At 71.3% G+C, this 26,324-nt stretch carries 25 protein-coding genes and 1 pseudogene; 16 read left to right on the top strand and 10 right to left on the bottom strand.

Annotated features, from left to right (window positions below; all coding sequences use genetic code 11):
- The first annotated feature begins 23 nt into the window (after window positions 1-23).
- Together AB0M88_RS39485 and AB0M88_RS39480 are read left to right on the top strand one after the other, a co-directional pair.
- Window positions 24-416: a hypothetical protein gene (locus AB0M88_RS39485; protein ID WP_364110967.1), complete on the top strand. Its 393-nt coding sequence runs from the start codon at window positions 24-26 to the stop codon at window positions 414-416.
- A 146-nt stretch (window positions 417-562) separates the two neighbouring features.
- On the top strand, window positions 563-1,336 hold the full coding sequence (locus AB0M88_RS39480) for a SigB/SigF/SigG family RNA polymerase sigma factor (protein WP_364110966.1): 774 nt from the start codon (window positions 563-565) through the stop codon (window positions 1,334-1,336).
- Here the strand turns inward: AB0M88_RS39480 and AB0M88_RS39475 are convergent.
- Both AB0M88_RS39475 and AB0M88_RS39470 read right to left on the bottom strand, forming a co-directional pair.
- The gene (locus AB0M88_RS39475; RefSeq protein ID WP_364110965.1) at window positions 1,333-2,409 is read right to left on the bottom strand and encodes a magnesium transporter CorA family protein; all 1,077 of its coding nucleotides are present in this window, start codon (window positions 2,407-2,409) and stop codon (window positions 1,333-1,335) included. The two genes, AB0M88_RS39480 and AB0M88_RS39475, sit on opposite strands and share 4 nt — an antisense overlap.
- 133 nt (window positions 2,410-2,542) lie before the next feature.
- Window positions 2,543-3,178, bottom strand: a complete 636-nt coding sequence (locus AB0M88_RS39470; RefSeq protein WP_364110964.1) for a diguanylate cyclase — start codon at window positions 3,176-3,178, stop codon at window positions 2,543-2,545.
- A 76-nt stretch (window positions 3,179-3,254) separates the two neighbouring features.
- On the opposite strand from AB0M88_RS39470, the gene AB0M88_RS39465 reads away from it, so the two are divergent.
- Complete coding sequence (locus tag AB0M88_RS39465; RefSeq protein WP_364110963.1) at window positions 3,255-4,148, top strand: Ku protein; 894 nt, start codon at window positions 3,255-3,257, stop codon at window positions 4,146-4,148.
- A 4-nt stretch (window positions 4,149-4,152) separates the two neighbouring features.
- On the opposite strand, the gene AB0M88_RS39460 is transcribed toward AB0M88_RS39465, so the two are convergent.
- A complete protein-coding gene (locus tag AB0M88_RS39460; protein WP_364110962.1) occupies window positions 4,153-5,625 on the bottom strand; it encodes a GGDEF domain-containing protein in 1,473 nt (490 codons plus the stop codon).
- 245 nt (window positions 5,626-5,870) lie between these two features.
- On the opposite strand from AB0M88_RS39460, the gene AB0M88_RS39455 reads away from it, so the two are divergent.
- A complete protein-coding gene (locus AB0M88_RS39455; RefSeq protein WP_364110961.1) occupies window positions 5,871-7,031 on the top strand; it encodes an LCP family protein in 1,161 nt (386 codons plus the stop codon).
- Here the strand turns inward: AB0M88_RS39455 and AB0M88_RS39450 are convergent.
- Window positions 7,024-8,052 (bottom strand): aldo/keto reductase, encoded by a 1,029-nt coding sequence (locus AB0M88_RS39450; protein WP_364110960.1) that lies wholly within the window; start codon window positions 8,050-8,052, stop codon window positions 7,024-7,026. The genes AB0M88_RS39455 and AB0M88_RS39450 overlap by 8 nt on opposite strands.
- 94 nt (window positions 8,053-8,146) lie before the next feature.
- Here AB0M88_RS39450 and AB0M88_RS39445 point away from each other — a divergent pair, with 94 nt between their 5' ends.
- A complete protein-coding gene (locus tag AB0M88_RS39445; protein ID WP_364110959.1) occupies window positions 8,147-8,719 on the top strand; it encodes a TetR family transcriptional regulator in 573 nt (190 codons plus the stop codon).
- On the opposite strand, the gene AB0M88_RS39440 is transcribed toward AB0M88_RS39445, so the two are convergent.
- On the bottom strand, window positions 8,703-9,419 hold the full coding sequence (locus AB0M88_RS39440) for a cellulose binding domain-containing protein (protein WP_364110958.1): 717 nt from the start codon (window positions 9,417-9,419) through the stop codon (window positions 8,703-8,705). The two genes, AB0M88_RS39445 and AB0M88_RS39440, sit on opposite strands and share 17 nt — an antisense overlap.
- Before the next feature lie 739 nt (window positions 9,420-10,158).
- Window positions 10,159-10,497 (bottom strand): hypothetical protein, encoded by a 339-nt coding sequence (locus tag AB0M88_RS39435; protein ID WP_364110957.1) that lies wholly within the window; start codon window positions 10,495-10,497, stop codon window positions 10,159-10,161.
- Between the two features lie 64 nt (window positions 10,498-10,561).
- Here AB0M88_RS39435 and AB0M88_RS39430 point away from each other — a divergent pair, with 64 nt between their 5' ends.
- The 3 genes from AB0M88_RS39430 to AB0M88_RS39420 all read left to right on the top strand — a co-directional run bounded on the left by AB0M88_RS39430 (window position 10,562) and on the right by AB0M88_RS39420 (window position 12,676).
- Complete coding sequence (locus tag AB0M88_RS39430; protein ID WP_364110956.1) at window positions 10,562-11,677, top strand: hypothetical protein; 1,116 nt, start codon at window positions 10,562-10,564, stop codon at window positions 11,675-11,677.
- A 118-nt stretch (window positions 11,678-11,795) separates the two neighbouring features.
- A complete protein-coding gene (locus AB0M88_RS39425) occupies window positions 11,796-12,260 on the top strand; it encodes an RDD family protein (RefSeq protein WP_364110955.1) in 465 nt (154 codons plus the stop codon).
- A 17-nt stretch (window positions 12,261-12,277) separates the two neighbouring features.
- Complete coding sequence (locus AB0M88_RS39420; protein WP_364110954.1) at window positions 12,278-12,676, top strand: transposase; 399 nt, start codon at window positions 12,278-12,280, stop codon at window positions 12,674-12,676.
- Window positions 12,677-13,319: 643 nt separating this feature from the next.
- Here AB0M88_RS39420 and AB0M88_RS39415 read toward each other — a convergent pair.
- Both AB0M88_RS39415 and AB0M88_RS39410 read right to left on the bottom strand, forming a co-directional pair.
- Entirely contained in the window at window positions 13,320-13,634 is a 315-nt protein-coding gene (locus AB0M88_RS39415; protein WP_364110953.1) for a hypothetical protein, read from the bottom strand.
- Window positions 13,631-14,080 (bottom strand): universal stress protein, encoded by a 450-nt coding sequence (locus tag AB0M88_RS39410; protein WP_364110952.1) that lies wholly within the window; start codon window positions 14,078-14,080, stop codon window positions 13,631-13,633. Before AB0M88_RS39410 ends, AB0M88_RS39415 begins: the two co-directional genes overlap by 4 nt.
- Window positions 14,081-14,196: 116 nt before the next feature.
- On the opposite strand from AB0M88_RS39410, the gene AB0M88_RS39405 reads away from it, so the two are divergent.
- The 4 genes from AB0M88_RS39405 (at window position 14,197) to AB0M88_RS39390 (ending at window position 22,167) form a co-directional block, all read left to right on the top strand.
- A complete protein-coding gene (locus tag AB0M88_RS39405; RefSeq protein ID WP_364110951.1) occupies window positions 14,197-17,289 on the top strand; it encodes a hypothetical protein in 3,093 nt (1,030 codons plus the stop codon).
- Between the two features lie 80 nt (window positions 17,290-17,369).
- Entirely contained in the window at window positions 17,370-18,404 is a 1,035-nt protein-coding gene (locus AB0M88_RS39400) for an acyltransferase (RefSeq protein WP_364110950.1), read from the top strand.
- A gap of 1,950 nt (window positions 18,405-20,354) precedes the next feature.
- Window positions 20,355-21,107: an SGNH/GDSL hydrolase family protein gene (locus tag AB0M88_RS39395; RefSeq protein ID WP_364110949.1), complete on the top strand. Its 753-nt coding sequence runs from the start codon at window positions 20,355-20,357 to the stop codon at window positions 21,105-21,107.
- A gap of 337 nt (window positions 21,108-21,444) precedes the next feature.
- The gene (locus tag AB0M88_RS39390; RefSeq protein ID WP_364110948.1) at window positions 21,445-22,167 is read left to right on the top strand and encodes a dienelactone hydrolase family protein; all 723 of its coding nucleotides are present in this window, start codon (window positions 21,445-21,447) and stop codon (window positions 22,165-22,167) included.
- Here AB0M88_RS39390 and AB0M88_RS39385 read toward each other — a convergent pair.
- The gene (locus tag AB0M88_RS39385; protein WP_364110947.1) at window positions 22,151-22,729 is read right to left on the bottom strand and encodes a class I SAM-dependent methyltransferase; all 579 of its coding nucleotides are present in this window, start codon (window positions 22,727-22,729) and stop codon (window positions 22,151-22,153) included. The genes AB0M88_RS39390 and AB0M88_RS39385 overlap by 17 nt on opposite strands.
- 58 nt (window positions 22,730-22,787) lie before the next feature.
- On the opposite strand from AB0M88_RS39385, the gene AB0M88_RS39380 reads away from it, so the two are divergent.
- The 4 genes and pseudogenes from AB0M88_RS39380 to AB0M88_RS39365 all read left to right on the top strand — a co-directional run bounded on the left by AB0M88_RS39380 (window position 22,788) and on the right by AB0M88_RS39365 (window position 25,879).
- The gene (locus tag AB0M88_RS39380) at window positions 22,788-23,774 is read left to right on the top strand and encodes a nitronate monooxygenase (RefSeq protein ID WP_364110946.1); all 987 of its coding nucleotides are present in this window, start codon (window positions 22,788-22,790) and stop codon (window positions 23,772-23,774) included.
- Window positions 23,775-23,777: 3 nt separating this feature from the next.
- Window positions 23,778-23,882 (top strand): annotated as a pseudogene (locus tag AB0M88_RS39375) (IS5/IS1182 family transposase); the annotation flags it as partial.
- A 171-nt stretch (window positions 23,883-24,053) separates the two neighbouring features.
- Window positions 24,054-24,950: a restriction endonuclease gene (locus AB0M88_RS39370; RefSeq protein ID WP_364110978.1), complete on the top strand. Its 897-nt coding sequence runs from the start codon at window positions 24,054-24,056 to the stop codon at window positions 24,948-24,950.
- 47 nt (window positions 24,951-24,997) lie between these two features.
- Window positions 24,998-25,879 carry an alpha/beta hydrolase gene (locus AB0M88_RS39365; RefSeq protein WP_364110977.1) on the top strand — a complete coding sequence of 294 codons (882 nt, stop codon included), beginning with the start codon at window positions 24,998-25,000 and terminating at the stop codon, window positions 25,877-25,879.
- 189 nt (window positions 25,880-26,068) lie between these two features.
- Here AB0M88_RS39365 and AB0M88_RS39360 read toward each other — a convergent pair.
- Window positions 26,069-26,324: helix-turn-helix transcriptional regulator (locus AB0M88_RS39360; protein ID WP_364110945.1), on the bottom strand; the 256-nt coding region annotated here is incomplete at its 5' end.

Here is a 26,324-nt window from a genome sequence, read left to right as displayed (position 1 = left end):
ACGACGACCTGGGGAGGACGACGATGATCGCGGTGGTGCCGGGCGGCGAACGCTGGCGGCTGATCGGCCGCACCGGCCGGGGAGCCGACCTGCTGGCCAGCGGACCGAAGACCGACAACCCGGCGAGCGACCGGCCGCAGTGGCAGGACGCGATGGAACGCCTCCGCGACGCCGACGGCGACCTGCTGGTGACCTCGTCCGACGACCGGCACTACCGCTGGGTGCTGCTCGACGAGAACGGCCGGCCGATCGCCGACTGTCCGCCGGTGCACCGCGATCCCGTCCAGTGCCGCGACGCGTTCGACACCGCCCGCCGGGCGGCCGACGTCGCGCTGGCCGACCACCACCACCCGATGGCCGACATCGAGGAGCTGGGCGGTCACGATCACCCGATGGCCGACGCGACCACCGGCTGAGCGGCCCGGCAAGCGCTCCATCGAGTGAAATCTACCCAATCTCGGGGGTTTTACCTGCGACACCTCATCCTTTCGGCTTGCCATCCTCGGCCAAGCGGCTATGGTTTACACACTGCAAGCATTCAGCCGTCCGAGGAGGCCCCCCGATGCCGGTCATCGCCGTATCCGAGCCCCGTACCGCCGATCAGGCGACCGAGCTGATCACGGCGTTCGCCACCGCCGACCCCACCGACCCGGCCCGGCCCGTTCTCCGCGACCGGGCGATCGAGGGCTGGCTGCCGCTCGCCCAGCACCTGGCCCGCCGCTACGGCGGCCGGGGCGAGCCGGCCGACGACCTGTTCCAGGTCGCGGTGGTCGGCCTGATCAAGGCGGTCGACCGCTACCAGGCCGACCGGGGCGTCGACTTCGCCGCGTTCGCGATCCCGACCATCGTCGGCGAGGTCAAGCGCCACTTCCGCGACCGCACGTGGGCCATCCGCGTGCCGCGCCGGCTCCAGGAGCTGCGCCTCGAGATCACCGCGGCCAACAACACGCTGACCCACAGCCTGGGCCGCGCCCCGACGGTCGCCGACATCGCCACCCACCTCGAGATCACCGAGGAAGAGGTGCTGGAGGGCCTGGAGGGCGCTCGGGCCTACAACACGGCCAGTCTCTCGGCGCCGCTGACCGACGACGGCGCGACCTCGCTCGCCGACACGCTGGGCGACGAGGACCACGGCTTCGAACTGGCCGAGCTGCGGATCTCGCTCGGCCCGGCGATCGCCGCCCTCGACGAGCGCGAGCAGCGCATCCTGGCCATGCGCTTCCACGGCAACCTGACCCAGACCGAGATCGCCGAGCAGATCGGCATCTCGCAGATGCACGTGTCGCGGCTGCTCACCAAGGCGCTGGCCAAGCTGCGGCGCACGCTGGACTCCTAGAGCCAGCCGCGCCGGCGCAGATAGAAGGCGAGGGCTCCGGCCAGGACGACCATCACCACGCAGCTGACCAGGAAGCCACCGTGGTGACCGAAGCCCGGATAGGGCACGTTCTGGCCGTAGAACCCGGTCACCGCGGTCGGCACCGCGATGATCGCGGCCCAGGCGGCGAGCCGCTTGGTGATCTCGTTGAGCTCGGCACTCTGCTCGTTGAGCTGCGTGTCGGCGATCCGGTCGACCCGGTCCCGGGCGGCGTCCAGCGTCTCCGCCGCGCGCAGCGCGTGGTCGTGCACGTCGTGGTAGTACGGCGTGAGGATCGCGTCGACCAGGTGCGCGTCGGCCCGCAGCAGCCGGCTGACCACGTCCGGCATCGGCGCGACGAGCCGCCGCAGGGAGGCGATGCCGGCGCCCAGGTCGTACGCCTGCCGCCGCAGGTCGGTCCCGGCGTGCGAGGTGAAAAGGTGGGTCTGCAGGTCGTCGATCGCGTCGTCCAGCTGCTCGACCGCCTCGTAGTGCCCGTCCACGACCGCGTCGAGCAGCCCGTAGACCAACAGGCTGATCTGGTTCTCCGCGCTGACCAGATCGGTGTTGAGATCCCACCGGGCGATCAGCGCGTCGATGTCGAAGTCCTGCTTCCGCACGGTTATCAGCGCCCGCCCGGTCACGAACATGCTGATCTCGCTGACCACCAGCCGGTCGCCGAACGAGACCGCGTACATGTTGGCGAACAGGTGGCTGCGGTAGCGGTCGACCTTGGCCCGCTGCCGCTGGCTCACCGCGTCCTCGACCGCGAGCGGATGCAGCCCGAACTCGTTGACCACGATCCGCAGGTCGTCCGGCGAGGGATCGTAGAGGTCGAGCCAGGCCACCGCCCCCGGGTCGGCGGCGAGCCGTTCGCTCAGCTCCTCGGCCGGGAACCCCTCGTCGAGCACGTGGCCGGCCCGGTAGAGCCGGGTCCGCGTGGGGCACCGGGGCGGGATCGCCTCGGTGACGCTCGGAGCGCTGGTCCCCGGCGTCTGCGGATCCCCGTCCGCCTCGACCGGCTGCGCGACCGGCTCCTCGCCGATGTCCGACATCGCCTCTACCTCCCAGGAGCGGGGCAACCACGAAGGCGTGCCCGCTCGCCCCGGGCGGCAAACCGCGCTTGATCACGTACGCCCCGGGGTCTCGGCGCCCGGGCCGCTGATCGAGCGGCGCAGCGGGACGGGATCAGTCTCGAACGCGTTCGGGAGACAGCCGAGGTTCGGCCGCACCAGCCCGAGCGGTCTCCGTCCGGTCGCGGCCGTTGGCCTTGGCCGCGTAGAGGGCGCGGTCGGCCCGCCCGATGAGTTCGTCGCCGGATTCGGTGCCGTCCCAGACCGCCACCCCGGCCGAGAACCTCTGCCCGGCCGGCGTGGCGGCCCGGAGCCGGGCCAGGACCTCGGCCGCCAGGTCCGCGCCGGCCGACGGGAGCAGCAGGATGAACTCCTCGCCGCCAACCACGCCCGCCGCTTGGGCAGGCCGGTCAGCGCGTCCGAGCGGGCCAGCGCCCGCAGCCGGCCGGCCGGCCTGCCGCTCGACCTGCCGCACCAGCTGGGCCATCCGGGTGACGACGAGCAGGAACAGGGCGACCGAACCGATCACGATGGCGACGCCGTTGGTGACCCGGTGGTGGGCCACCTGGAGGGCCAGGATGGCCGGGGCGATCATCGTGGCCGCGGTCAATGTGGTCAGCTGAAGGGGGGTGAGCCGTGGCGCCTTGATGTCGCCGGAGCGACCGAGCGTCACGACCGACGGATGCCAGGCGGCGAACGCGAAGATCGCGTACCTGCCAGCTTCCGCGTCGCACGGATTCGGGATCGGCATTTGACGTCGACGACTGAGGCAAACCGGAGCGACTCACTTCCGCGTAACCGGGGCCGGTGCCGGGTACTGGCGGGGAATGGCGCGACCGATCTGGACCGGTGCGATCACCTTCGGGCTCGTCTCGGTCCCCGTGGCGATGTATACCGCCACCAGCGAGCACGAGGTGTCCTTCCACCAGTTCCAGAAGGACACCACCGACCGCATCCGCTACAAGCGGGTCAACGAGCGTACCGGCCGCGAGGTCGATTTCGACGACATCGTCAAGGGCGCCGACGTGGGCGGCGGCAACTACGTGATGCTCGACGCCGACGAGCTCGACTCGGTGGCGCCCGGCCGCTCACGCAGTCTGGAGATCAGCCGCTTCGTCGACCTGGCCGAGATCGACCCGATCTATTACCACCGCACCTACTACCTCGGCCCGGGCTCGGACGACACGGCCAAGGTCTACGGCCTGCTGCGGGACGCGATGGCGGGTGAGAACCGGGCGGCGATCGGGACGCTGGTGATGCGCGGCAAGGAATACCTGACCGCGATCCGGGCCGAGGACGACGTGCTGGTGCTGCAGACGATGTACTTCGCCGACGAGGTACGCGACCCCAAGGAGGAGCTCGACTCGCTGCCCAGGCGCGGGACGGCCCGGAAGGCCGAGCTGGCGATGGCCCACCAGCTGATCGACTCGATGTCGGGATCGTGGAAGCCGGCGGACTTCCACGACACCTACACCGAGCGGGTGCAGAAGCTGATCAAGGCCAAGAAGAAGGGCAAGGCGGTCACGGTGGCCGACCCGGCGCCCGAGCCGACCGGGGTCAGCGACCTGCTCGAAGTGCTGCGGCGCAGCGTCGACGAGGCGGCCAAGCGGCGTGGCTCCCCGCCGGCGGCGGCGAAGAAGCAGCCGCCGAAGAAGACGGCCGCGAAAAAGAAGACGCCCGCCAAAAAGACCGCGAAGAAAGCCGCCAAAAAGGCCGCCTGAGGCGTCAGGCGGCCAGTGCCACTCCGGCCTCCTTCTCGTACGCCTCCCGCCAGGCCGTCCAGCGGGTTTCCGGCGCGAACTGTTTCGCCTTGTACATCGCCAGATCGGCCCGGTGGACGAGCGCGTCGTGGGTCAGTTCGCCGGGCCCCGAGACGGCCACCCCGATGCTGGCCGCCATCATGACGAGCCGGCCGTCGACGATCACCGGTGCCATCGAGGCCGCCAGCCGCCCGGCGACCTCGTACGCCTGCTCGGGTGAGCCGAGGTCGGGCAGCGCCACCGCGAATTCGTCGCCGCCGAGACGGGCCGGCAGGCCCGGCGAGCCGACCGAGAGCCGCAGCACCCGGGCGAACTCGACCAGCACCAGATCGCCCAGCTTGTGGCCGAGGGTGTCGTTGACCTGCTTGAAGCCGTTCATGTCGATGACCAGCACCGCGCTGTACCGTCCGGTGCGGGCGCCGCGGGCGAGCGCCCGGTGCGAGGTCTCCCGGAAGCGGGCCCGGTTGGCCAGGCCGGTCAGGCCGTCGGTGACCGACCGTTCGTCGCTTTCGCGCTGGACCAGGATCTGCCGCCACAGCACCACGGTGGTCAGCACCGCGCTGCCGATGGCCAGGCCGCCCCACGGATAGAACGAGCCCTCCTGGGCCGCCGCGGCCAGCACCAGCGCGTGCGCCACCGCGATCGCCACGAACGGGAGGTAGCGGGCCGCGCGCCGGCTCTGGCGCGGACCGGCCGGCGTGGTGCCGGAGAGGGCCTGCTCGATCGCGGCCGCGGCGAGCAGCGCGTCGGCGGTGACCCAGCAGACGAACTGGTAGGGCGAGTGCAGCGTGACGTGGTTGTGCCCGCTGAGGTAGCCGTGCACGGCATCGCCGGCGAACAGCACCAGCACGCCGGCCACCAGTGGGCGCAGCGAGCGCTGGGCCGACGCGCCGGCGCCGCGCAGCAGCACCCGGGCGACACTGAACAGAAGAGCAAGATCCCCGAGGGGGTACAGCGCGGCGGTCACCAGCACGGTCACCGACAGGCCATGCCGTTCGACGTACGGGCCGATGGCCGTGTACCAGAGCACCATCGTCCCGCCGACCAGCACGATCACCGCGTCGAGGGCGGTCTTCGCCCGGTCCCGGCGGTCGGTCGTGCCGAGCGGGAACAGTTGGAGCGCCACCAGAAGCGCGACCACGAACGCCACATGGGTCACGTCGTCCCCGGCGGTGAACCCGTGCGCGTGCAGCACCAGCAGCACCGGCGGGCTGACCGCGAGCACCGCGAAGGCAACCGAGATCGCGCGCCACGACCGCTTTCCGGAGTCCGAGTCGCGGGCCGCCCGGACCGCCGCGACGAACCCGATCAGCCCGAACACGACCCGGCCGGTCTCGGCCGCGCCGGCCCGGGAGACCGGATCGGTCGCCCAGAAGGCCAGCGTGAGCACGTAGAGCACGGCCAGGCCGAGGTGGGCGGGATGTTTCCAGGTGCGCATGGCCGGTTTGATCGGTCGCCGGGCGGGGTCACTTGACTCTTCAGCAAATTCTCATACGTCCGTGCTTAGGTTCGCCCGAGATCGGGAATCCCTCGCCCAAAGTCTTCGCCGTCCTCGGCCGACGGTAGGAACGGGACAACCCCGGGCGTTCCCGGCCCCTCGAAGCGACGTACGTCACTCCGCGAAACGATCAAGCGATCTTGACGCGTCTTGACAACAGGGGCCCTGGTGGGAAAGGAACGACGTTGCCGAAGAGCACAGGCACCAAACGCCGGTCGCCGCTGTGGGCGCGGCTCACGGTTCTGTTCGGCGCGCTCCTGCTGATCGCCGGGGGCGGATCGGTGGTGGGCATCAAGGTGCTGGCGAGCTCGGCGACCAAGAGCGTCGACCGGGAAAACCTGCTCGGCACGGTCAAGGGCACCACCGAACGGCAGCACGCCGACATCAAGGGCGCCAAGAACATTTTGCTCGTCGGCCTGGACACCCGGCCGTCGTGGTCGACGTCGCACGAGCCGAGCCGGTCCGACTCGATCATCATCCTGCACATCCCGGCCGACAAGTCCCGGGCGTACCTGATCTCACTGCCCCGCGACAGCTACGTGAGCATTCCGGCCTACAACAACGGCGTGCAGTCGTACCCGGGCGGCAAGGACAAAATCAACTCGGCCTTCGCCTTCGGCTCCCGCGGCCTCGACGGAGCGGCGGCCGAGTCACACGGGTTCGAACTGCTCGCCAAAACCATCAAGAACCTCACCGGCATCACGCCCGACGCCGGCGCGATCATCGACTTCAGCGGCTTCACCAAGGTGCTGCAGATCCTCGGCAAGGTCTGCATGTACGTCGACGAGAACGTCACCTCGATCCACGTCGGCCACACCGCGGACGGCAAGCAGGCGGTGCCGTACAAGACCGACGCCGCCGGCCTGCACCCGCGGCACGTGCCGGGCGTGACGCCGAACGTCTACAAGAAGGGCAACCACTGCTTCACGCCGACCGAGGCGCTCGACTACGCCCGGCAGCGTGACTTCCTCTCGCTCGGCGACTCCGACTACGGCCGCCAGCGGCACCAGCAGCAGCTACTCAAGGCGATCCTCGGACAGGCGGTGAAGGCCGGCTTCGACTCGCCGACCAAGCTGCCCAGCCTGATCTCGGCGATCGGCAAGGCGATGACGGTCGACGACGGCGGCATCTCGCTGGAGGACTGGGCGTTCGCGATGAAGGGCATCAACCCCGACAGCCTCGTCACGATCAAGACCAACGACGGCAAGTTCAACAGCAGGTCGGTGTCCGGCATCGGCAGCGTCGAGGTCCTCAGCCCGACGACGATGCAGCTGCTGAAGTCGGCCCGGACCGACACGGTCGACCAGTTCGTCGCGAACAACCCGTCCTGGGTGGCTTCTAGCTGACCCGCACCCCGTTGATGCTGGTCGTCCCCTGCTGGGACGGGAATCCGAAATCGCGCAGGAAGGCGTGCGGGAAGTTGAGGTCGGGCGTGGTCAGCGCGTCCAGTTCGGACAGCTGGTCGGCGCCGAGCTCGACTTGCAGGGACGCCAGATTGGCGTCGAGCTGCTTGACCGTACGGGCACCGAGCACCGTCGAGGTGACGGGGCTCTGCTGGCGCACCCAGGCGAGGGCGACCGAGGCCGGGTTCTCCTTGTCGATCCGCTGCAGGGCGTCGACCACGGCCCAGGTGCGCTCGTTGAGGTGCCGCGCCACGAACAGGCCGCGCCCCGAGTCGGCGGGCACCGGGTTGTCCCGGGTGTACTTGCCGCTCAGCACCCCGTTGGCCAGCGGGCTCCACGGCAGCACGCCGAGGCCGAGTTCGCGGGCGACGCCGAACAGCTCGCCCTCGGCCGTCCGCTCGAGCAGCGAGTATTCGACCTGGATCGCGGCGATCGCGGACCAGCCCCGCCACTCGGCCAGGGTGGCCATCCGGGCGACCGCCCAGGCCGGGGTGTCGGACAACCCGATGTAGCGCACCTTCCCGGCCCGTACCAGGTCGTCCAGTGTGGACATCGTCTCCTCGAGCGGGGTGTGCCGGTCCCAGTTGTGCTGCCAGTAGAGGTCGAGGTAGTCGGTGCCGAGCCGGCGCAGCGAGTCGTCGACGTGCCGGTAGATCGCCTTGCGGCCGGTGCCACCGTTGTTGGGGTCGGCCGGGTCCAGGCTGAGCGCGAACTTGCTCGCCAGCACGACCCGGTCCCGGTCCTTGCCCAGATAGCGACCGATCACCTCTTCGGAACGCCCGCCCATGTACGCGTTGGCGGTGTCGATGAAGTTGCCGCCGGCGTCCAGGTAGCGCCTCAGGATCTCGATCGAGGTCTCCTCGTCGGCGCCCCAACCGGGGTCGCCGAAGGTCATCGTGCCCAGCGCCAGAGGGCTGACCCGGAGCCCGGTGCGGGCGAGGGTGCGGAAATCGGTGAGTTCCATGGTGTGCGCCTCGTGATCCTCGTTCGAAACCAACTGGATGGTTTAGAAGCTAGCACGCATGTCAACCACCCGTTTGGTTTGGTATCTTTCCCGCATGCCGTACGATTCCGCCGCCACCCGGGCCCGCCTGCTCGACGCGGCCTACCGCGAATTCTCCGAGCGGGGCCTGGCCGGCGCGCGGGTCGACCGCATAGCGGCGGTCGCCCAGGCCAACAAACAGGCCATCTACGCCTACTTCGGCTCCAAGGACGACCTGTTCGACGCGGTGATGGCCGACCGGCTGAGCGTCCTCGCCGACTCGGCGCCCTTCTCCCCCGACGACCTGCCCGGCTACGCGGGCGCGCTGTTCGACGCCCTGACCTCAGCCCCCGACCTGATGCGGCTGACCCGGTGGCGCTCCCTCGAACGCGACGACGTCACAGACGGCGAGGTCGAATCCCACCTGTCGAAGGCCCTCGCACTGAAGGCCGCGCTGGACCTGCCCGACGACGACACCGCGGTCGACGTGCTCGAGATCGTCATCGCCCTCAGCACGGCCTGGCTCACAGTCGCCCCCGGCCTGAAAACGGCCGGCGGCACCGACCCCTCGACCCGACGCAAAGCCCACCGGGCGGCCGTGGTCGCCGCGGCCACCGCGATCGTCGGCCACTTCAGCGGCCGCAGCTGAGAGCCATCTCCCCCGGCGGTCCGCCGGACGCGACGAGCATGCCGAACGTCGCCGAGCCGCCGGGCGCCAGACTCCCGTTGTAGGACGCGTTGCCGACCTCGGCGTCCCCCTCCTTCACGGCGTTCCAGACCGCCCCGATCCGCTCGTCACCCGGCCACCGCCACGACACGTGCCACGAGCCGAGCGCTTCGCTCCCCACGTTGCGCACGGCGACCGTGGCCACGAAGCCGCCGTCCCACGCGCTGTCGACGTGCACCGTCGCCGCACAGACCGGCACCGGCGCCGTGCGCACGGACCCGAACACGTACGGATCGGCATGCGCGCCGGCCGAGAACCGGAACCAGTACACGGTGTCGGGCGCGAGGCCGCCGATGGTCATCTGGCCGGAGCGTTCAGGCCCCGAGACGGCCTGACCCACCGGGTCGACCTGCTGCTGGGCGTCGTCATGACTGGCGAAAAGCGTGACGGTGATGGGCGGGTCGTAGCCACAGGGCGGCCCGAGAAAAATCGAATAACTGATCGTCACACTGTCGGAAGTCACCGCACTCGCCGCACCGCTGATCGGCAAAATCGGCGGACACGTCAGCGGAGGCGCCGACGGCGCCACGCTGGTCGCCCCGGACGCGCCCGTCCCGCCGACGACCAGCCCCGCCACGGCCAGGACGGCACCGCCCAGCACAAGCCCCAACCTGTACGCCATCGGTACCTCCCCGTCGCGGCACACTTCGATGGATACCAATGTCTCAGCGCCCGGCCCGGCTGTCCATCCGCTCCCGGCCGCTTCCCGCCGCTTCCCGCCGCTTCCCGCCGACGAATCGGGTCCGCCCGCCGCAGCGGAAGTCACCGCCATGCGTGACCCCACCCGACGCCGCAACGATTCACCCCGGCCCGATGCCGTCCGGCCCGCAACACGAACCGGGGGGATGCGCCGCTCAACCGGCGGCGCGTCTGGACAGGCCAGCAGGTGGCGGCTGAGCGCTATGAGTAAGTCCGGCCTGCCGGCCCGCCGCCCACGCTCAGCCCGGAGCCGGCCGCCCGGCCCGACCAGCGAGATGCCTCTCGACGAAATCTGCCGGCCCCACAAGGCGACGCCGGCGGCAGACCAACTCCGGTTTGGAAAACGTCAGAGACGTCGATTCATCTCCGGCGGGGCATGCGGGTCGGTCGGCGTACGCGGCTGCCGATCCGCGTGCTGCGCCGCGAGCCGGCCCTGGAGAGCCGTCTCCGGGCGAGCCGCGCTTCGCGCAGTCCGCAGTTTCGGCGGTGAGCCAGCCGCATCGGCGACATCACAGCGCCGCGGCCCCGGCTCCGCACGGCGATTCGCCGGCCGGTCAAGCTGTCATGTCGCTCAGATCCCGCGCGAGCGCGACCTTGTCACGCGCTCCCGGCAGGTCGAACGGCATCGACCGAACCCGACCCGTAAGCCCCGGAGGAGGCCGTCAGCAACGGCGACGCCACCACGGCCGGTCGGCCGGGGCGTGCGGGTCGGGCAGGGTGCGCCGTTCGTAGATGTCGTCGAGCGGCTTCACCAGCGCGGCCAACTCCCGGCCTCTTACCGCCGACAAGGCGGCGGCCAGGATGTCCCGCTGTTCGGCCGGGTCGCAGCACGGGCAGCCGTCGCCGATCAGGCGGCGGGCCGGACCGTGAACAGTGCGCCGCCACGCGGCGAGTGCCCGGCCGACCTCGAAACAGCTCAGGCCCGCGCTCCCGATCTGCCGGATCGCGGCCGCGGACAGGCCGTCGACCGGGTGGAACGCTCTGCTCACGGGCTGCGGCACAGCGGCCATCGTGCCACGGAAAAGCGGTGGCGCCGAGGCATTTTCGGCCGCGATACTCGTGGCCGTGGTGACGCCGCTGCCGACGCTCTGGCTCTATGGGACGGCCGCGGTCGGCAAGACCACGGCCGCGTGGCGGCTGTTCGGCGAGCTGCCGGGGCCGGTCGGTTTCGTCGACATCGACCAGATCGGCATGTGTTACGGGCCGCCCACTCCCGAGGATTCGGCGCCCGAACCCGCGTACGATCCCGGACGCCACCGCATGAAAGCCCGCAACCTTGACGCCGTCGCGGCGAATTTTCGCGCCGCGGGCGCGGGTTGCCTGGTGGTGGCCGGCGTCGCCGACCCGACGCTCGGCCCCGCGGCCGCCCCCATGCCCCGGGTCGGCCTGACCGCCCTCCGCCTCCGCGCCGACCCCGGCGACCTGCGGCAACGCATCGCCCGCCGCGGCCGCCCGACCGACGAACTCGCCGAGATCGTCGACTACGCTGACGCCCTCGACCGCCTGCCCGGCCCCTGCCTCGACACCACCGGCCTCGACGCGCCCACGGTCGTCGACCGCATCCGTTCGATGATCGGCCCGTGGCCCGGCCCGGCGACGCCCGGCGGCACCCTCGCGACCTGCGGCCTGCCCGGCGACATCATCCTGGTCAGCGGCCCGGCGGCGGTCGGCAAGTCGACGGTCGGCTGGTGGGTTTACCAGCAACTCCGCCAGGCCCTGGAGCGCACCGCCTTCCTCGACCTCGGCCAGGTCGGCTTCCGCCGCCCGGCCACGGCCGGCAACCATCGGCTCAAGGCCGCCAACATGGCGTCACTCTGGCAGACGTACGCCGGTGAAGGCGCCCGCCACCTGGTGGCCGTCGGCCCGGTGACCGCCGAGGCCGTCGCGGTCTACCGGGCCGCGCTCCCGGCCGCCCGGATCACCATCTGCCGCCTCCGCGCGACCCCGGCCACCCTGGCCGACCGGGTCCGCGCCCGGGGCCGCGACGAGTCCCCGGCCTCCGGCATGGCCGGTGACCGCCTGTCCGGAGCCCCGCCGGCGGCCCTCGACCGGATCGCCGCCGAAGCAGCCCGCGACGCCGCCGAGCTGGAACGCACCGGCGTCGGCGACTTCACCGTCGACACCGACGACCGCACCCCGACCGACCTCGCCGCCGAGATCCTCACCCGCGCCGCCGCCTGAAACCCGGCACCCGGGGCAGCCGGCGGCCGAACGGATGGCCGGGTCCGAACCGGACGGCGGTCCACCCACCGCCACCCCGCATGGTCGACTCCTCGGACGCCGCGAGCCGGTGAAACGAATGGGGAGCACCTTGACCGACTTCAGCGGACCGCGGTTCCACCCGGTCCCGGTGTCTCCGCACGCCCCCACCGACTATCTCGCCGGACACCTCTTTCCGGTCGACGACCCCGGGATGCCGCTCGTGGCACCGGGCGCCCGCTTCTCCGCCCTCCTGCTCGACCTGGCCCTCGCCGTGGTCACGCTCGGCGCCGGCTGGCTGATCTGGTCCCTGGTCACCTGGCGGACCGGCCAGACCCCGGCGAAGCGGCTGCTGGGCCACACCGTCGCCGACGCCACCACCGGCGAACCCCTCGGCTGGGGCCGGATGGCTCTGCGCGAACTGGTCGTCGGCGCCCTCCTGGGCAGCGTCCTCGGCCTGGCCACCGCCACGGTCTACCTGCTGGCCGACGCCGCGATGACCTTCAGCCCCGGCCACCGCACCCTCCACGACCACCTGGCCGGCTCGGTGGTCCGCTACCGCTAGGCCGCAACTGGCGGATCATGTGGCGCGTTTCGGACCGTGAGTGGGCAATCTTGGAACCGTTGCTGCCTGTGCAGGGAAGACGCGGTGGCCGGTGGCGCGGTCATCGGCGGGTCGTCAAGGGGATCATCTGGGTGAAACGCACCGGCGGCCCGTGGGGCCGACATGCCAACCCGGTAGGGGGCGTGACCAGACCGCTTCCGAACGGTGCCGGAAATGGGCCGAGGACGGCGCCTGGGCGAGGATCCGGCGTGCGGTCATCGCGCTGGCCGCGGCTGAGGACGACATCGACGGGGACACGCAGGCCGACTCGACGGATCGTGCGTGCTCACCAGCGCGCCGCCGCAGCGCGTAGAGGGGGCTCAGCAGCAAAGACTCGCAGGCACGTCAGGGTCGGGGTCGCTCCCGCGGGGGACTGACCCCGAAGGTTCACGTTGTTTGCGACGGCCGAGGACGAGCGCTTGCCACGCGGGTCACCGTGGGTCAGGCATCCGGCAGCTGCCGGGGCTGCTGGACCAGGTCGCCGTCCCCGCAAACGCCCGGCCTCGCTGACTGCTGACACGGCCTACTCCAGCAAGGCAAACCGGGCCGGGCTGCGCTCCGCAACGTTAAAGCGGTGATCCTCGAGCGTTCCGACCAAAAAGGCCAACCGGGCAAGGAAAGGTGGGCAAGGCGCGGTCACCGCCGCGGTTGAACCGGTGCCGGCCGCCGCGCCCGGAGCCGGCCGGCAGCGGCGCGGCGTCGGGAAGATGTCCAGGGCCCAACTCGCCGGCCGTGGCCAGCGGCTGCCCGTCCGGGCGACGACCAGCTGCTCCCAGACAAGGCGTGGGCAAACTGCGCTACGTCGTCGGACAGAGCCGCCTCGACGTCCACGACAACGTCGCCTCCGCCACGGTCTGCTGGCGCCGATTGACCAAATTGCACCAGACCGCCGACATGGCAGCGGGACGGATCGGAGGGGCGGACCGGCCCCGGCCGGTGGCATGTCGAAACGACCGGGTCGAGGGAACTCGCCGTGACCGTCACCCTGGCGGAAGTGGCCCGCCAAGGCGACACCAGCTGTCACGCGCTGAAGCCGCCGCCCAGGTAATACAAACTGACGGCCAGGCCCAGCATCCACCCGACCGTCAGACCCGCCGTCGAGCCCGGCCCCAGCCGTCTTGACGCCACGACGCAGCCACCCAGCACGACGAGCTGAAGGACGCCGTAGGCGACCAGGCCGAAGAAGAACGCCGCGCTCCTCTCGCCCGCGTCGAGGTCGGCGTCCGGGCCGCCGCCGCCCAGGAAGATCAGCATGCCCAGGAGGAGGGCGACCGCGAACCCGTGCCCGACCAGGGCGACGACCACCCCGGCGAAGGTGGACCGGTTGAGGATCATCGCGCGGCTGTGTCATAGGGCCAGACCAGCAGGACGCCGCACGGGGCGTGGTCGACCACGAAGCGGGTCGGTGGGGCCAGGCTGTGCGGTCCGGGCCGGTGGAGGTCGCCGTCGCGGGCGACGACCAGCAGGTCGTAGTCCTGGCAGGCCGTGACGACTTCCCGTTCGAGCCGGCCCCGGCGGGTGATGTTTCGGGACGGACCGGCCCGGCGGGATGCCGCGGCGGCCAGCACGCGGGACGAGGCGGCGGTCAGGGCCGCGTCGATCTCGGCGCCCGGATCGGCCTGCCGGCGGGTGCCCCGGCCGAGCAGTCCGGCGTACGCGCCGTGGGCGCTGCCGGCCGGCCCCGGGTCGATGACGTGCAGGAACGTCACGTCGTCGTACGGGGCGGCCGCGTCGACGACCGCCGGCCAGGTGCCCTCCATCAGCCACGCCAGCACGTTCATGACGCTGAGACTAAACGGGCGACTGTGCCGATCGAGCACGGGCGATGCCCGGGTCCCCCGCCCGGGCGCGCGATTTGGTTACATTGTGGCTATGCGCGTGACGGACGGCCTCAGCGATGCCGTTACCTGACCCTGATCACTCGCGTGCGGTGCTGATCGGCACCGCGAACTATCGCCATCTCGAGCCGCTGCCGGCCGTCGCGCGCAACCTCGAAAGCCTCGCCGTCCTGCTGCGCGACCCCCGCGGCTGGGGGCTGCCGGCCGCGCATCTCACGGTCGTGCTCGACCCGCCGAACTCCGACGTCATGCTCGAGGCGGTACACCGGGCGGCCCGGGCGGCGACCGACACGCTGCTGGTCTACTACGCCGGGCACGCGCTCACCGGCGACGACCTCCTTTTGACCCTGCCCGGCTCCGACACCGAGCGTCTCTTCCGGTCCGTGCGTTTTTCCGATGTACGCCGGGAGGTCGCGGCCGCCCACAAGAAGGCCGTGATCCTCGATTGCACTTATCCGGGGCCGCCCCCCGAGGTGGACGTCCCCGACGGCTGGGTGCTGGCCGCGGGCCCGGGCAACGAACTGGCTCCCGCCCCGCACCACTCGGCCCTCACCGGGGAGCTGCTGACGGTTCTCGCCCGCGGCATCCCCGACGGGCCGGAGACGATCGACACCGACACGCTGTTCCTGCGGGTGCGCCACCAGTTGCGGGCCAAGCAGCGCGCCGAGCCGAGGCAGCGGGGCCACGGCCGGCTGATCACGTTGGGCCGCAACGGGTCGCGGCCGGCCATGCCCAGCCGCCGGGCCGAAGACGTCGACGAACTGCCCTACCTGCGCATGACCCCGGCCGTACTCGCGGAAAGCGTGAGCAGCCTCCGGGCGCAAGGTGGCCCGGAGAAGGCCGCGGCGGCCCTGGCCGCGTGCGGCCGGCTGCGGCCCGACCAGGAGGTCGCCGCGATCATGACCGCCCTGGCCGGGTTGCGGCGCCCGGCCGACGTCGCCTCGGTGGCGTTCGCGGCAGCCGGACGCGACCCGCACGACCTGCGCCGCATCTACGAGATCCTGGTCGAACTCGATCAGCGCGCCCTGGCGATCGGCCTGCTCAAGGTGGTCGCGGTCGGCCTGCCCGAGCGCACCGCCCGGTTCGTGGCGGTGCTCGACGGCACGACCGCGCTGGCCGCCGGCGACCCGGTTCCGGCGCTGCTGCGGGCGGCGGTCGCGGCGGCCCGGCAGCGGCCCGGCCGGGTGGTCGACCTGCTCGACGCGCTGCTGATCGACCGGCGGGAGGCGGCGGCCGAGCTGGCGCTGGGCGAGGCCGAGCGCATCCTGGCGGCGGCCGACCTGGCGGTGGTGGCCGACGCGCTGCGCGACGGCGGCCGCGACGAGCGGGCCTACCGGCTGTACGCGAAGGCGGCCGACGCGGTCGTCCGGCGTGACCCGGCCGCGGTCGCGCGCATCGTGGCCGCACTGCCCGCCCACGTGGGCCGGAGCGTGGCGAGGCAGGCGGTGGCCGTACGCGTGAAGGCGCCACCGGAGCACCTGGCCGCACTCCTGTCGGAATTCGAGGCCGCCCGCCTCGAAGATGCGGTGGCCGACGCGGTGGCCGCGTTGTCGGGCGGCCTGGAGCGGCCGGCGCTCGATCAGGTGACCCGGCTGCTGCGGGACCGGGAGCGGGCGGGGATCGCGCTGCGGTTGTCGCTCGCGGCGGTGGCGGACCGGCCGGTCGACGACATCCTGCGGCTGACCGAGAGCCTGAACGAGCAGGGCCGGCCGGTCGACGCACTCAATCTGCTGGCGTACGCGGCGCAGGTGCGGTCGATTCCCGACCTCGAGCGGCTGACCGCGGCCGGGGGCCCGGCGGCGCGGCGGGTGTTCGCGGCGGTGGCCGAGCAGACGCCCGACCGGGTGGGTGCGCTGGCCCGGGCCCTGACCGTTCCGGAAGTGCCGTCCGGCCCACCGGGGCCGGAGTCGGTGCCGGCTGAGCCGCCGCGGGCCTCGGCCGGTCCCCGGCGGGAGGCCGCCGGAGGGGAACGGGCGCCGAACGGCGCGCGAGCGGGAGCCGGGAGCGGCGACGGCCGGTGGCGGCAGTTCCGGGCCGAGGTGCTGCGCCGGCCGGACGGCGCCGTCGTCGAGGTGGCGGCCGGCCTGATCGAGGCGGACGCGGTCCCGCTCGCCGACGACCTGCTGAAGGGCCGGGTCAAAGCGCTCGCGGTCGCCGCGGTGGCGGGCAAGCGGGCCGAGGTGGTGCGGCGGCTGATCGCGGTCGCGACGTCCGAGGAGTTGCCGTCGGTGCTGCGGCCGGTGCTCGACGGCTTCCCGGCGCCGGCCGACGCGGCGACACGGGTCGCAGCCCTGCTGACCGGGCTTCCCCGGCGGGCGATCGCCGAGACCGTCGCCTATGTGAGCGGCGCCGACGAGGGCCGGCGCCGGGCGGCGCTGAGAGACGCGATCGCGGCCCGCCCGGTCGCCGACATCGTCACCGTGGCGGCGGCGGTGACGCGGCCCGATTCGGCGGCGGCCGCGCACGAACTGCTCGACGTGGTCGCCCGTGGGCCGGTACTTCGGGTCGCCGAGCTGGTCGAGGAGCTGCGGCAGCGGGGCGAGCGGGCCCATCTGCGGGCGCTGGTCGAGGCGTTCCGGGTGCGGCACCCCGACTCGTCCGACGTGTTCAAGCTGGCCGGCTGGCTGTCGGCGCTCGACGAGCACGACGTGGCGGCGCTGGCCGTACGCGGGCGGCTGTGGCTGGGCGAGGCCGCGGTCGGTGACGCGGTGGCGTGCGCGGTGGCGGAGCTGCTCCACGCGTACGCGATCAGCTCGGCCCGTCTCGACCTGGCCTATCCCGCCCTGGGTGAGTCGGCGGCGGAGGAACTCCGCCGCTCGTTCCGGATCGCCGACGACGAGGCGTTCCTGCTCGTGTTGTCGTCGCCCAAGCTGCGGAAGCCGACGCCCGTGTTGTTCACGCAGCGTGCTGTGCACCATGTGACCGGAGAGAAACTGGTCTACGCCGACCTGGACGCTGTGCAACTGACCGCCGGGCGGCGCAACGCGGTGGTGCTCGACCGGGCGGACGGCGCGCCGGGCAGCTGGCCGATGCCGACCGCGGCGGCCGCCCGCGAGGTCGTCGAGCTGGTCGGGCAGATCCAGGCGCTGGTCGGCGAGCTGCACGAGAACGTCCGCGTCGGCGCGCAGGTGCTGGAGGGCGAGATCTCCTGACCGTTCCGGCGAGCCGTTGACGCCATCTGATCACTACTCTTCGTGTCTAGTCCATTTCACGAAGGAGCAGGTGAACGGCGATGACGGGTCGGCGCGACCGTTATTTCGACACGCTCCGTGCTGTCGCCATCGTGCGGGTGGTGGCCTATCACGCCTTCCCGTACGCCTGGCTCGAACTGATCTTCCCGTCGATGGGCGTGATGTTCGCGCTCGGCGGCTCCCTCATGGTCAAGTCGCTCGACCGGAACGCCGGCCAGGCCGTGCGGAACCGCATCCGCCGCCTGCTCCCCGCACTGTGGGTGATGGGCGTGATCCTGGTGCCGCTGATGATTCACCGAGGGTGGCCGGACCGGCCGTCGTGGCCGCACCTGCTGCTCTGGGTGGTGCCGCTCGACACTCCCCCGGCCAGCGACTTCGGATATGCGGCCGCCGGCGTGCTCTGGTACCTGGTGACCTACCTCTGGCTGGTGCTGCTCTCGCCGGTCCTGCTGGCGCTCTACCGGCGCGCCCGGCTGGCGACGCTGCTGCTGCCGCTGGCCGGCCTGGCCCTGCTGGTCGCCCACCCGATGGCCGGCACGACACTGCAGAACGTGCTCGCCTACGGAACCTGCTGGATCCTCGGCATGGCCCACCGCGAAGGTGACCTGGCCCGCCTGCGCACACCCGTCGTGCTCGGCCTCGCCGGCGCCTGCGTCGCCGGCTCGCTCGGCTGGGCGATCACCCACCGAGACGGCGCCGGCATCGATCTGACCGGGCGCCCCCTGGCGTACGCGGTCTACTCGATCGGTTTCGTGCTGGCACTACTCCGCTGGTCGCCCCGGCCGGCATTCGCACCGGGCTTCGTCTCGATGGTGAACAACCGGGCGGTCACGATCTACCTGTGGCACAACGTGGCGATCACACTCGCGGTGGCGCTGTTCGACCCGCTGAAGCTGTGGCGGATCCCCGGCCAGGCGTGGGAGGACGCGGCCGACTTCGGGCTGGCCCTGGCCATGCTCGCGGTGGCGGTGCTGGCCCTCGGCTGGGTCGAGGACCTGGCCGCGCGGCGACGGCCGCGGGTGTCGCCGTTCGCCGGTTCCCCGCCCGCGGTCGGCGCCCAGGTGGTCTTGACCTGATCGGCACGGCGGCGGCCCGGATGCCGCTGCGATCCGTCTGGTCACGCCCATCGTTGATGCCGGGTCCGGGCGCCACCCGCGGTTGCGACGGCGGCGCGCGTTTCAAGGATGGCGTTGGTGGCGCACGGCGCCCTGGCCAGGGCCGCCAATCATCGGGACTGAGCACCCGGCCCCGCGCCTCCGCATTTCCGGCCGCAGTATATCGACATGATTATTTGGCGACACTGGTTTTGGCACGATCGACACGCCGGTGGGGCTGACATTCCCCGTCCGGGTGCGGGAAAATAGCTTATGCCGCAGCTCGAGTTCTTTCCCCGGTCGCAAGTAGCGCTTTGGCGAGACCGGACTGCGTCGCGCAATTATTCGCCCGAGGCCGAGCAGTTTCGCCGCGAGCATGAGCGGCACCGTGAATGGGGTTTGCGGCAGCGTCACGGCCGCCGAGCAATGAACCTGCGTCTGCACGGTGACGTCGTCGCGCCGGCCGACCACACCAGCGGCTGTACGGCTTCGGCGCCGTCGCGGTCGCCGGCGGTCGCCGAGCCGGCCGAAGTCGAGCGGGTGCCGGTTCCGGCTTCGAGCGGGGACGTTTCGTGCGGTCGAGTGCTCGCCTGCGGCAGTGATGGCGAGGTCGATCTCGCCGATGAGACCGCTCCTACAGGAACCACCACACCCGCTGACGAGACCGCATCTGCCGACCAGACCGCATCCGCCGGTCCGGCCACCCGCGCTGACCAGGCCGCCTCCGCCGATCAAGCCGCAGGTGCCAGTCAGGCCGCCGCAGTCCATCAGGCCGCCTGCGCCGGTCAGGCCGCATCTGTCGATCAGGTCGCCGCAGTCGATCAGGTCGCCTGCGCCGGTCAGGCCGAAGGTCCCGGTCAGGCCGAAGGTCCCGGTCAGGCCGAAGGTCCCGGTCAGGCCGCAGGTGCCAATCAGGCCGGATCTGCCGACCAGAGCATGCCCGCTCGTCAGGCCGCCTCCGCCGATCAGACCGCAGGTGCCGGTCAGGCCGGATCTGCAGACGGGAACATGTCCGCTGGTCAGGCCGTGTCTGCTGGTCAGACCGACCCGGTCGATCGGGTCGAACGCTTCGAGCGTGCAGACAGGGCAGGACCCGGGCCGGCCGGTCAGGGCAGCAGGGTCCGCCGACGCCGACCGGCAGACTGGGCAATGCTTCGGACCAGGTCGCTCCCCCGATCAGGCCGACCCCCGCCGATCAGGTCAGGCACGTCTTCCCTTTCGGCCATGCCAGCTCCGCCGGGCGATCCGATCGGCGCCGACCGACTAAAGGGCGCCACCCGCCTCAGAGCACCGCCCGCCACGGAGCACCCTGCGACCTGAAGCACCCTGCGTCCCGGAGCACCCTGCGGCCCGGATCGATCACGGCCACCCGCGGTCGGCGCGGCGAGATGGATCGCGGTTTGGACCACAACGATTGCCGAATGAACAGCGCCGCGTATTCGGAAAGCTTCGATAAAATCGGGAAACATTCGGTTCGACGAATTGGCAGGACCTGCCGTTAAGGAGTCTCTATCGGCAACCAGACATTGCGACGAAAACCACTTCTAGGCGGTCTGGCCATCGCGCGGTTGAGGACGCCGATCAAAGGTTCGTCATCGCGGTGGGCGTCGGCGGAGAATGTGTTGATGGCAGTGGGCTGACCTCAGCACTGTTCCAAGCCATGGTCAGCGAGAGTGGCAATGCTCGCGCGGGGTGGGGTTGAGCCTTGAGCGGCTCAGTGGCTACTTCCCGAGTGATATCGGCGTTACCGGCGCCGCCACGGGCAGCACGCTTCTCGACCCGGGGCCGTGCTGGTGCTGGTGCTGGGGGATACGTCAGAGACTTCGCGGTCGGCACTGCGGCGGGCGGCGGCGCGTACGGGAAAGGAGCGATTGCGATAGCCTCGGGCCGGACCACCGATGATCTTCGGTGGTGGCTCTTGGGAGGTCATGGGTGACGCGCTACGTAGCCATCGGCGACAGCTTCACCGAGGGCCTCGGCGACACCCTTCCCGACGGCACCGAGCGGGGCTGGGCCGATCTCGTCGCCGCCGGCCTCGCGGCCGGGGAGGGCAAACCCATCTCGTACGCGAACCTGGCCATCCGGGGCCGCCTCCTGGAGCCGATCGTGACCGGGCAGCTGGACGCGGCGCTCGCGCTGGACCCGCCGCCGACCCTGCTGTCGTTGAACGGCGGCGGCAACGACATGATGCGGCCCGGTTCCGACATGACCCCGCTGATCGCCATGACCGAGAAGGCGATCCGGCGCTGCCTCGACGCCGGCGTGCGGGTGCTGCTGCTGAGCGGGGCCGACCCGTCGGGTGGGCTGCCGTTCGGGGGGATGATCCGGAAGCGGGCCGAGATGCTGACCGTGGCGGTGGCCGAGTTCGCCGTCCGCTACGACATCGTTTTCGTCGACATGTTCCACGACCTGGAGATCCGTAAGCCGGGCTACTGGTCGGCGGACCGCCTGCACCTCAACTCGAACGGCCACCGGCGGGTGGCGAGTCGCGTGCTGACCGCCCTGGGCCACGAGACCGAGGCCCACATCATCGAGGCCGGGCCGGGCGGGCGGGGCGGCATCGTGGCCGAGGCCCGCTACTACCGGGAGCACGTCCTGCCGTGGATCGGCCGGCGCCTGCGGGGCGAGTCCTCCGGCGACGCCCGCACCGGCAAATACGAGACCTGGACGACCATCGAGCCGTGAATCGCGGCACCGGCCGGGCGATCTTCGCGGCATGAGAAGGCGTCTTTGTGGTCGGGGCGAGCGGCTGAATCCCCGTGACCGCGATGCCCGCCTACCTAACCGCCCCGCGCGTCTTCCCGGAGTACAGCGCGAGACGATCAACCGGACGTTCCCGGCGCGCGGGTGAAGGAGCATTTGGGCCTCGCCTACCACCCGGCCGGCGAGGTCCGGAAGATTCGCATCGGCCCGTCCGCGGGGAGCGCTCCCGCCTGCGGCTTCACCAGCGAACCCAGCTCCACCGGGCCTTTCGCACCGTCCCCGGCCGCGCCCCGGGCGCGTGGCGATAAGGTCACGAATCATGAAGGTGACCGAGGAAGAGGTCCGGCTGGCCGGGCAGATCCGTTCGATCGTCATCCGGCCGGCCGGTGACGGCCAGTGGCCCGGCGTGCTGTTCTACACCGACATCTTCCAGCTGACCGAGTCGACGCTGCGTACCGCCCGCCGGCTGGCCTCGGCCGGTTTCCTGGTCTGCGTGCCCGAAATCTATCCGCGGCGGCTCGACGGCGTCGTCCTGGAGTTCGACGACGCCGGCAAGCAGGCCGGCCTCGACGCCGCCGCCGCCACGACCACGGCCCAGTTCGACGCCGACCGGCAGATCGCCCTCGACTACCTTGCCCAGCGCGCCGACGTCACCCGGATCCAGGCGGTCGGCTTCTGCCTGGGCGGCCACCTGGCCTTCCGGGCCGCCTTCGACCCGCGGGTCGAGGCCACGGTCTGCTTCTATCCGACCGGGCTTCATGACGGAGCGCTGGGTGCGGACGATCCGGCCACCTTGGCCGGAGCTTCTTCCGTACGCGGCCGGCTGATGGTCATCTTCGGCTCGCGTGACCCGCACGTGCCCGCCCCGGCCCGGGCCACGACGATCCGGGCCCTGTACGACGCCGGCCTCGACGACCTCGAACTGCACATCTACCGGGGCGGGGAGCACGCGTTCATGCGCGACATCGGCGCCCGCCACGACCCGGTGCTGACCGACCTGGCCCTGACCGAGGCGGTGTCGTTCCTCAAAGAGCGCGCTTGACCGCCAGGTAGAGGCCCTTGCCGACGGCCACGGTCTCGCCGGTGAACTCGGGGTCGGCGTCGAGCAGGGCCAGCACCGGCGCCACCTCGCCCGGGTGCGACAGCACGTTGTCCATGGCCAGCACTCCCCCGCTCCGGAGGACGCGCGTGGGGTGCGGCCACCAGCCCTCGTATTCGACCCGCTCCGCGTCCAGGAACAGCAGGTCGACGCTCCCGTCCGGCAGCCTGCCCAGATAGTCCCCGCCGTCGGCGATCACCAGCTCCACCTCGACCCCGGCGCGGGCCAGGTTGTCGCCGACGCCCGGCCACACCTCGACATCAACGCTGGTCACGTGGCCGCCGGTGTCGCGCGCCGCGTCGGCCAGCCAGATCGTCGAGTAGCCGTTGGACGTGCCGATCTCGACGATCCGCTTCGCGACCGCGATGCGCAGCACCATCGTGAGCAGCGCGGCGGTCTCCGGCTCCAGGTTCCTCCGCCGGCGGAGCCGGTCCGGCTCGGCGGCGTCGTGGGTCGCGCCTTGTTCGAAAAGTCCATCCAGGAGCGTACGCATCGTCGAGTCCACACCCGCATTGTCGCGCGCCGGACAGGTCCCGTGGGCAGAACCCGGAACAGTCTTCGGTATGGAACTCCACACGCGCTTCACCACGGCGTACGGTCTCACCTCGCCGATCGCCCAGGCCGGCATGGCCTTCGTCGGCATGACCCCCGACCTGGCCGTGGCGGTGAGCAACGCCGGTGCGATGGGCTCGCTCGGCGTCGGCCTGCTGCCGGCGCCCGTGATCACGCAGGTCATCGCCGGCATTCGGGCCGGCACCACCGGCCCCTTCCACGTCAACTTCATCACCGTCTTCACCACGCAGGACCAGATCGACGCGGTCTGCAGTCTCGCGGTGCCGGCGGTGTCCTTCCACTGGGGACACCCGTCGCGCGCGTGGATCGACCAGCTGCACGCGGCCGGCATCCACGTCTTCGAACAGGTCGGCTCGGTCGACGCGGCCAAGCGGGCGGCCGACGACGGCATCGACGTGGTGGTGGCGCAAGGCTTGGAGGCGGGCGGGCACAACTACGCGACGCTGCCGACGTTCGCGCTGGTGCCGCTCGTGGTCGACGCGGTCGCACCGGCCCTGGTCCTGGCGGCCGGCGGCATCGCGGACGGCCGCGGCCTGGCCGCCGCGCTGATGCTGGGCGCCGACGGAGCCTGGATCGGCACCCGCCTGGTCGCCACCGACGAGTCGGCGGCCCACGACGAATACAAGGCGCGGCTGGTCGCCGCGTCGGCCACCGACACCGTACGCACGTCCCTGTTCGGCCCGGAAACCCCCGACTTCAACCCGATGCGGGTCCTGCGCAACGGCGTCGTGGCGTCCTCACCCACCGACGGCGAACGCCCGGTGATCGGCGAAACGGTGCTCGGCGGCGAGCGGGTGGAGTTGCGGCGCTTCACCAACCTGGTGCCGATGCGCGGCGCCACAACCGGCGACTTCGACGAGATGCCCCTGCTGTCCGGCCAGGGCGTAGGCCTGGTCGACGCGGTGAAGACCGCCGCCTCGGTAATCGCCGACCTGACCGCGGGCGCGCGGGAAGCCCTCAACCGCTACCAGTCTTGACCCGTCGTCCACCTGCGCAACGACGACACCCGGACCCGCCTGGCCCGGATGCAGATCGGTGTCACGGCGGCCTGGCGTTACATCCGAGAGGCTGCCGATCTGCTCGCCGTCACCGCAGCCGACTGGCAAGCCGTGCCCGGATCAAGTACGCCCACGCCGCGGCATCATTGCCACGTTGAGCAGCGCGAACGTCATGACCTTCGCGGACCTGCCAACGCGCTCGCGGGATGTCCGGACGCCACTAGGGTGTTCGGCGTGATCCCAGATTTCCAGTCACTGATGCGTCCGGTGCTCGAGGCCCATGCCGGCGGCCGGCCTCTGCGGGCTTCCGATGTTCGTGACCGAGTGGCGGTTGCGGTCGGTGTCCCCGACCCGGACCGAAAAATCATGTTGCCGAGTGGTCGCGCTGCCCGCTACGACAACCGCGTGGCTTGGGCGGTCACCCACCTTGCTCAGGCCGGCCTGCTGGAGCGTTCCAGCCGAGGGGTTACCGAACTCACCGAGCGAGGGCGCATCGCCCTACATGATTGTCCGGACCGGGTCGATATGGCCGTTCTCATGGGATTCCCGGAATACGTGGAGTTCCGTAGCCGGACGCGGTCCCCGCAGGACGATTTCGCCGGAACGACGAACCAGCAGATCCCCCCGGGGGTCCTGAATGAGCCCGGCACGGCCATCGAAGAAGTCATTCATACCGCCCATTCCGCGGTAGCGGCCGACCTGCTGTCCCGTATCGTTAAACAGCCTCCGGAGTTCCTCGAACGGCTAGTGCTGGAGCTGCTGGTCAGCATGGGGTACGGAGGACTGGAGCGATCGACCGAGCACCTCGGTGGATCTGGAGACGCCGGCCTGGACGGTCTGATCCGACTCGACGTGCTCGGCCTTGACATCGTGTACCTACAGGCCAAGCGGTACGCCGACCGGCATGTGGGCCGGCCGGAGATTCAGGCCTTCGTAGGGGCCCTTCACGGCGCACAGGCCAGCCGGGGCATTTTCATCACCACCAGCCGGTTCAGCGCGGAAGCGCGCGACTACGCGGAACGCGTGAACGCGCGCGTCATCTTGATCGACGGCCCGGAGTTGGCCCGGCTGATGATCGAACACGGGTGCGGCGTGGTTACGGAGGCCACGTACACGCTCAAGCAGGTAGACGAGAACTTCTTCCCGGAGCCATGACCGATCCAGCAGCCTCCGGGGTCGGAGAGGATGGGCGGGTGCGGGTGATGGTGGACGGCGTCGGGCTGTACTTCGATGTGGACGGGGCCGGGCTGGTCGCTGCGGGTGAGGCGATGGTGGAGCGGCCGACGCTGGTGCTGTTGCATGGCGGGCCGGGTGGTGACCATAGTCTGTTCAAGCCAGAATTCGCGGCGATGAGCGCCGTCGCGCAGGTGGTCTACCTGGACCAACGTGGTTCGGGGCGGTCGGATCGGGGGGATCCGGCCGCGTGGACCTGGCAGCGGTGGGCGGAGGACGTGGCGGAGTTCTGCGCGATGGTCGGCCTGCGGCGTGTGGTCCTGGTGGGCACTTCCAGCGGTGGGCTTGTCGGGATGGTCTGCGCGGCGCGGTTCCCGGAGTTGGTGGCCGGGCTGGTGCTGGACAGCACGCTGGGTGCGCCGACGAGTCTGGCCGAGAGCCTGGAGGTGTTCGAGCGGCGCGGCGGGGCGGTCGCGCGGGAGGCGGCGGCCCGGTTTCTGGGTGGCGATACCGGTGCGGAGGCCGCGTCGGCCTGGCGGGAGCACGCGCTGCCGCTGTACGGCGGCGCGGACGGCGGAGACATGCGGTTGCGCCGTGCTCGCGCACTGATCAACGAGGAAGTGCAGGGCCATTTCCGGCGGGGTGGCTGCGGTCCGGTGGACGTGGCCCCGTTCGCCGCGTCCATCGCGTGTCCGACGTTGGTTCTTGCCGGCCATGACGATCCGATCTCGCCGGCGGCCGGCGCGCAGCGGTTGGCCGATTCGCTGACCGGCGCGGCGGTGCGGGTGGAGATTTTGGACGGGGTGGGGCACGGGGTATTCCGGCAGGCGCCGGAGCGGGCGTTTGACCTGCTGCGGGGCTTTCTTCAGAGGATTGCGGCGGGCTCCTCGCGGCTTCCGCGGCCGGCCTGAGTTTCCCGGCCGGCCTCACTCGGAAGTTGGTCGAGGAGGACTGGTCGATCTGGCAGCGGGAGCGGGCGAAGCGCCGGAGGACTTCGACGACTGTCCGCACGTCGGCCGCGGTCATCGCACTCGAACTCACGGCGGCTCCGTCAAGCATCGACGTCAGAAGGTCGTTGCCCGGCGGATGAAGTGCGGCGGTCAGTCGCCGGGCTGGACGAGGCCGATGCGGTAGGCGAACACGACGGCCTGGACGCGGTCGCGGAGGTCGAGCTTCATCAGGATGCGGGAGACGTAGGTTTTGACGGTTTCGGCGCCGATCACCAGCGAGGCGGCGATCTCCGGGTTGGACAGGCCGGCGGCGATCAGGCGCAGCACTTCCAGCTCGCGGGGGGTCAGCGCGTCGACCGCGGCCGCGGGGGGCGGGGCGGGGCGGGCGCGGGGCGCGGAGCGGCCG

Source organism: Actinoplanes sp. NPDC051411 (assembly GCF_040682075.1).
Classification (GTDB): Bacteria; Actinomycetota; Actinomycetes; order Mycobacteriales; family Micromonosporaceae; genus Actinoplanes.
Note: the sequence above shows the minus strand (reverse complement) of the source record. Positions and strands in the feature narration are given on the sequence as shown.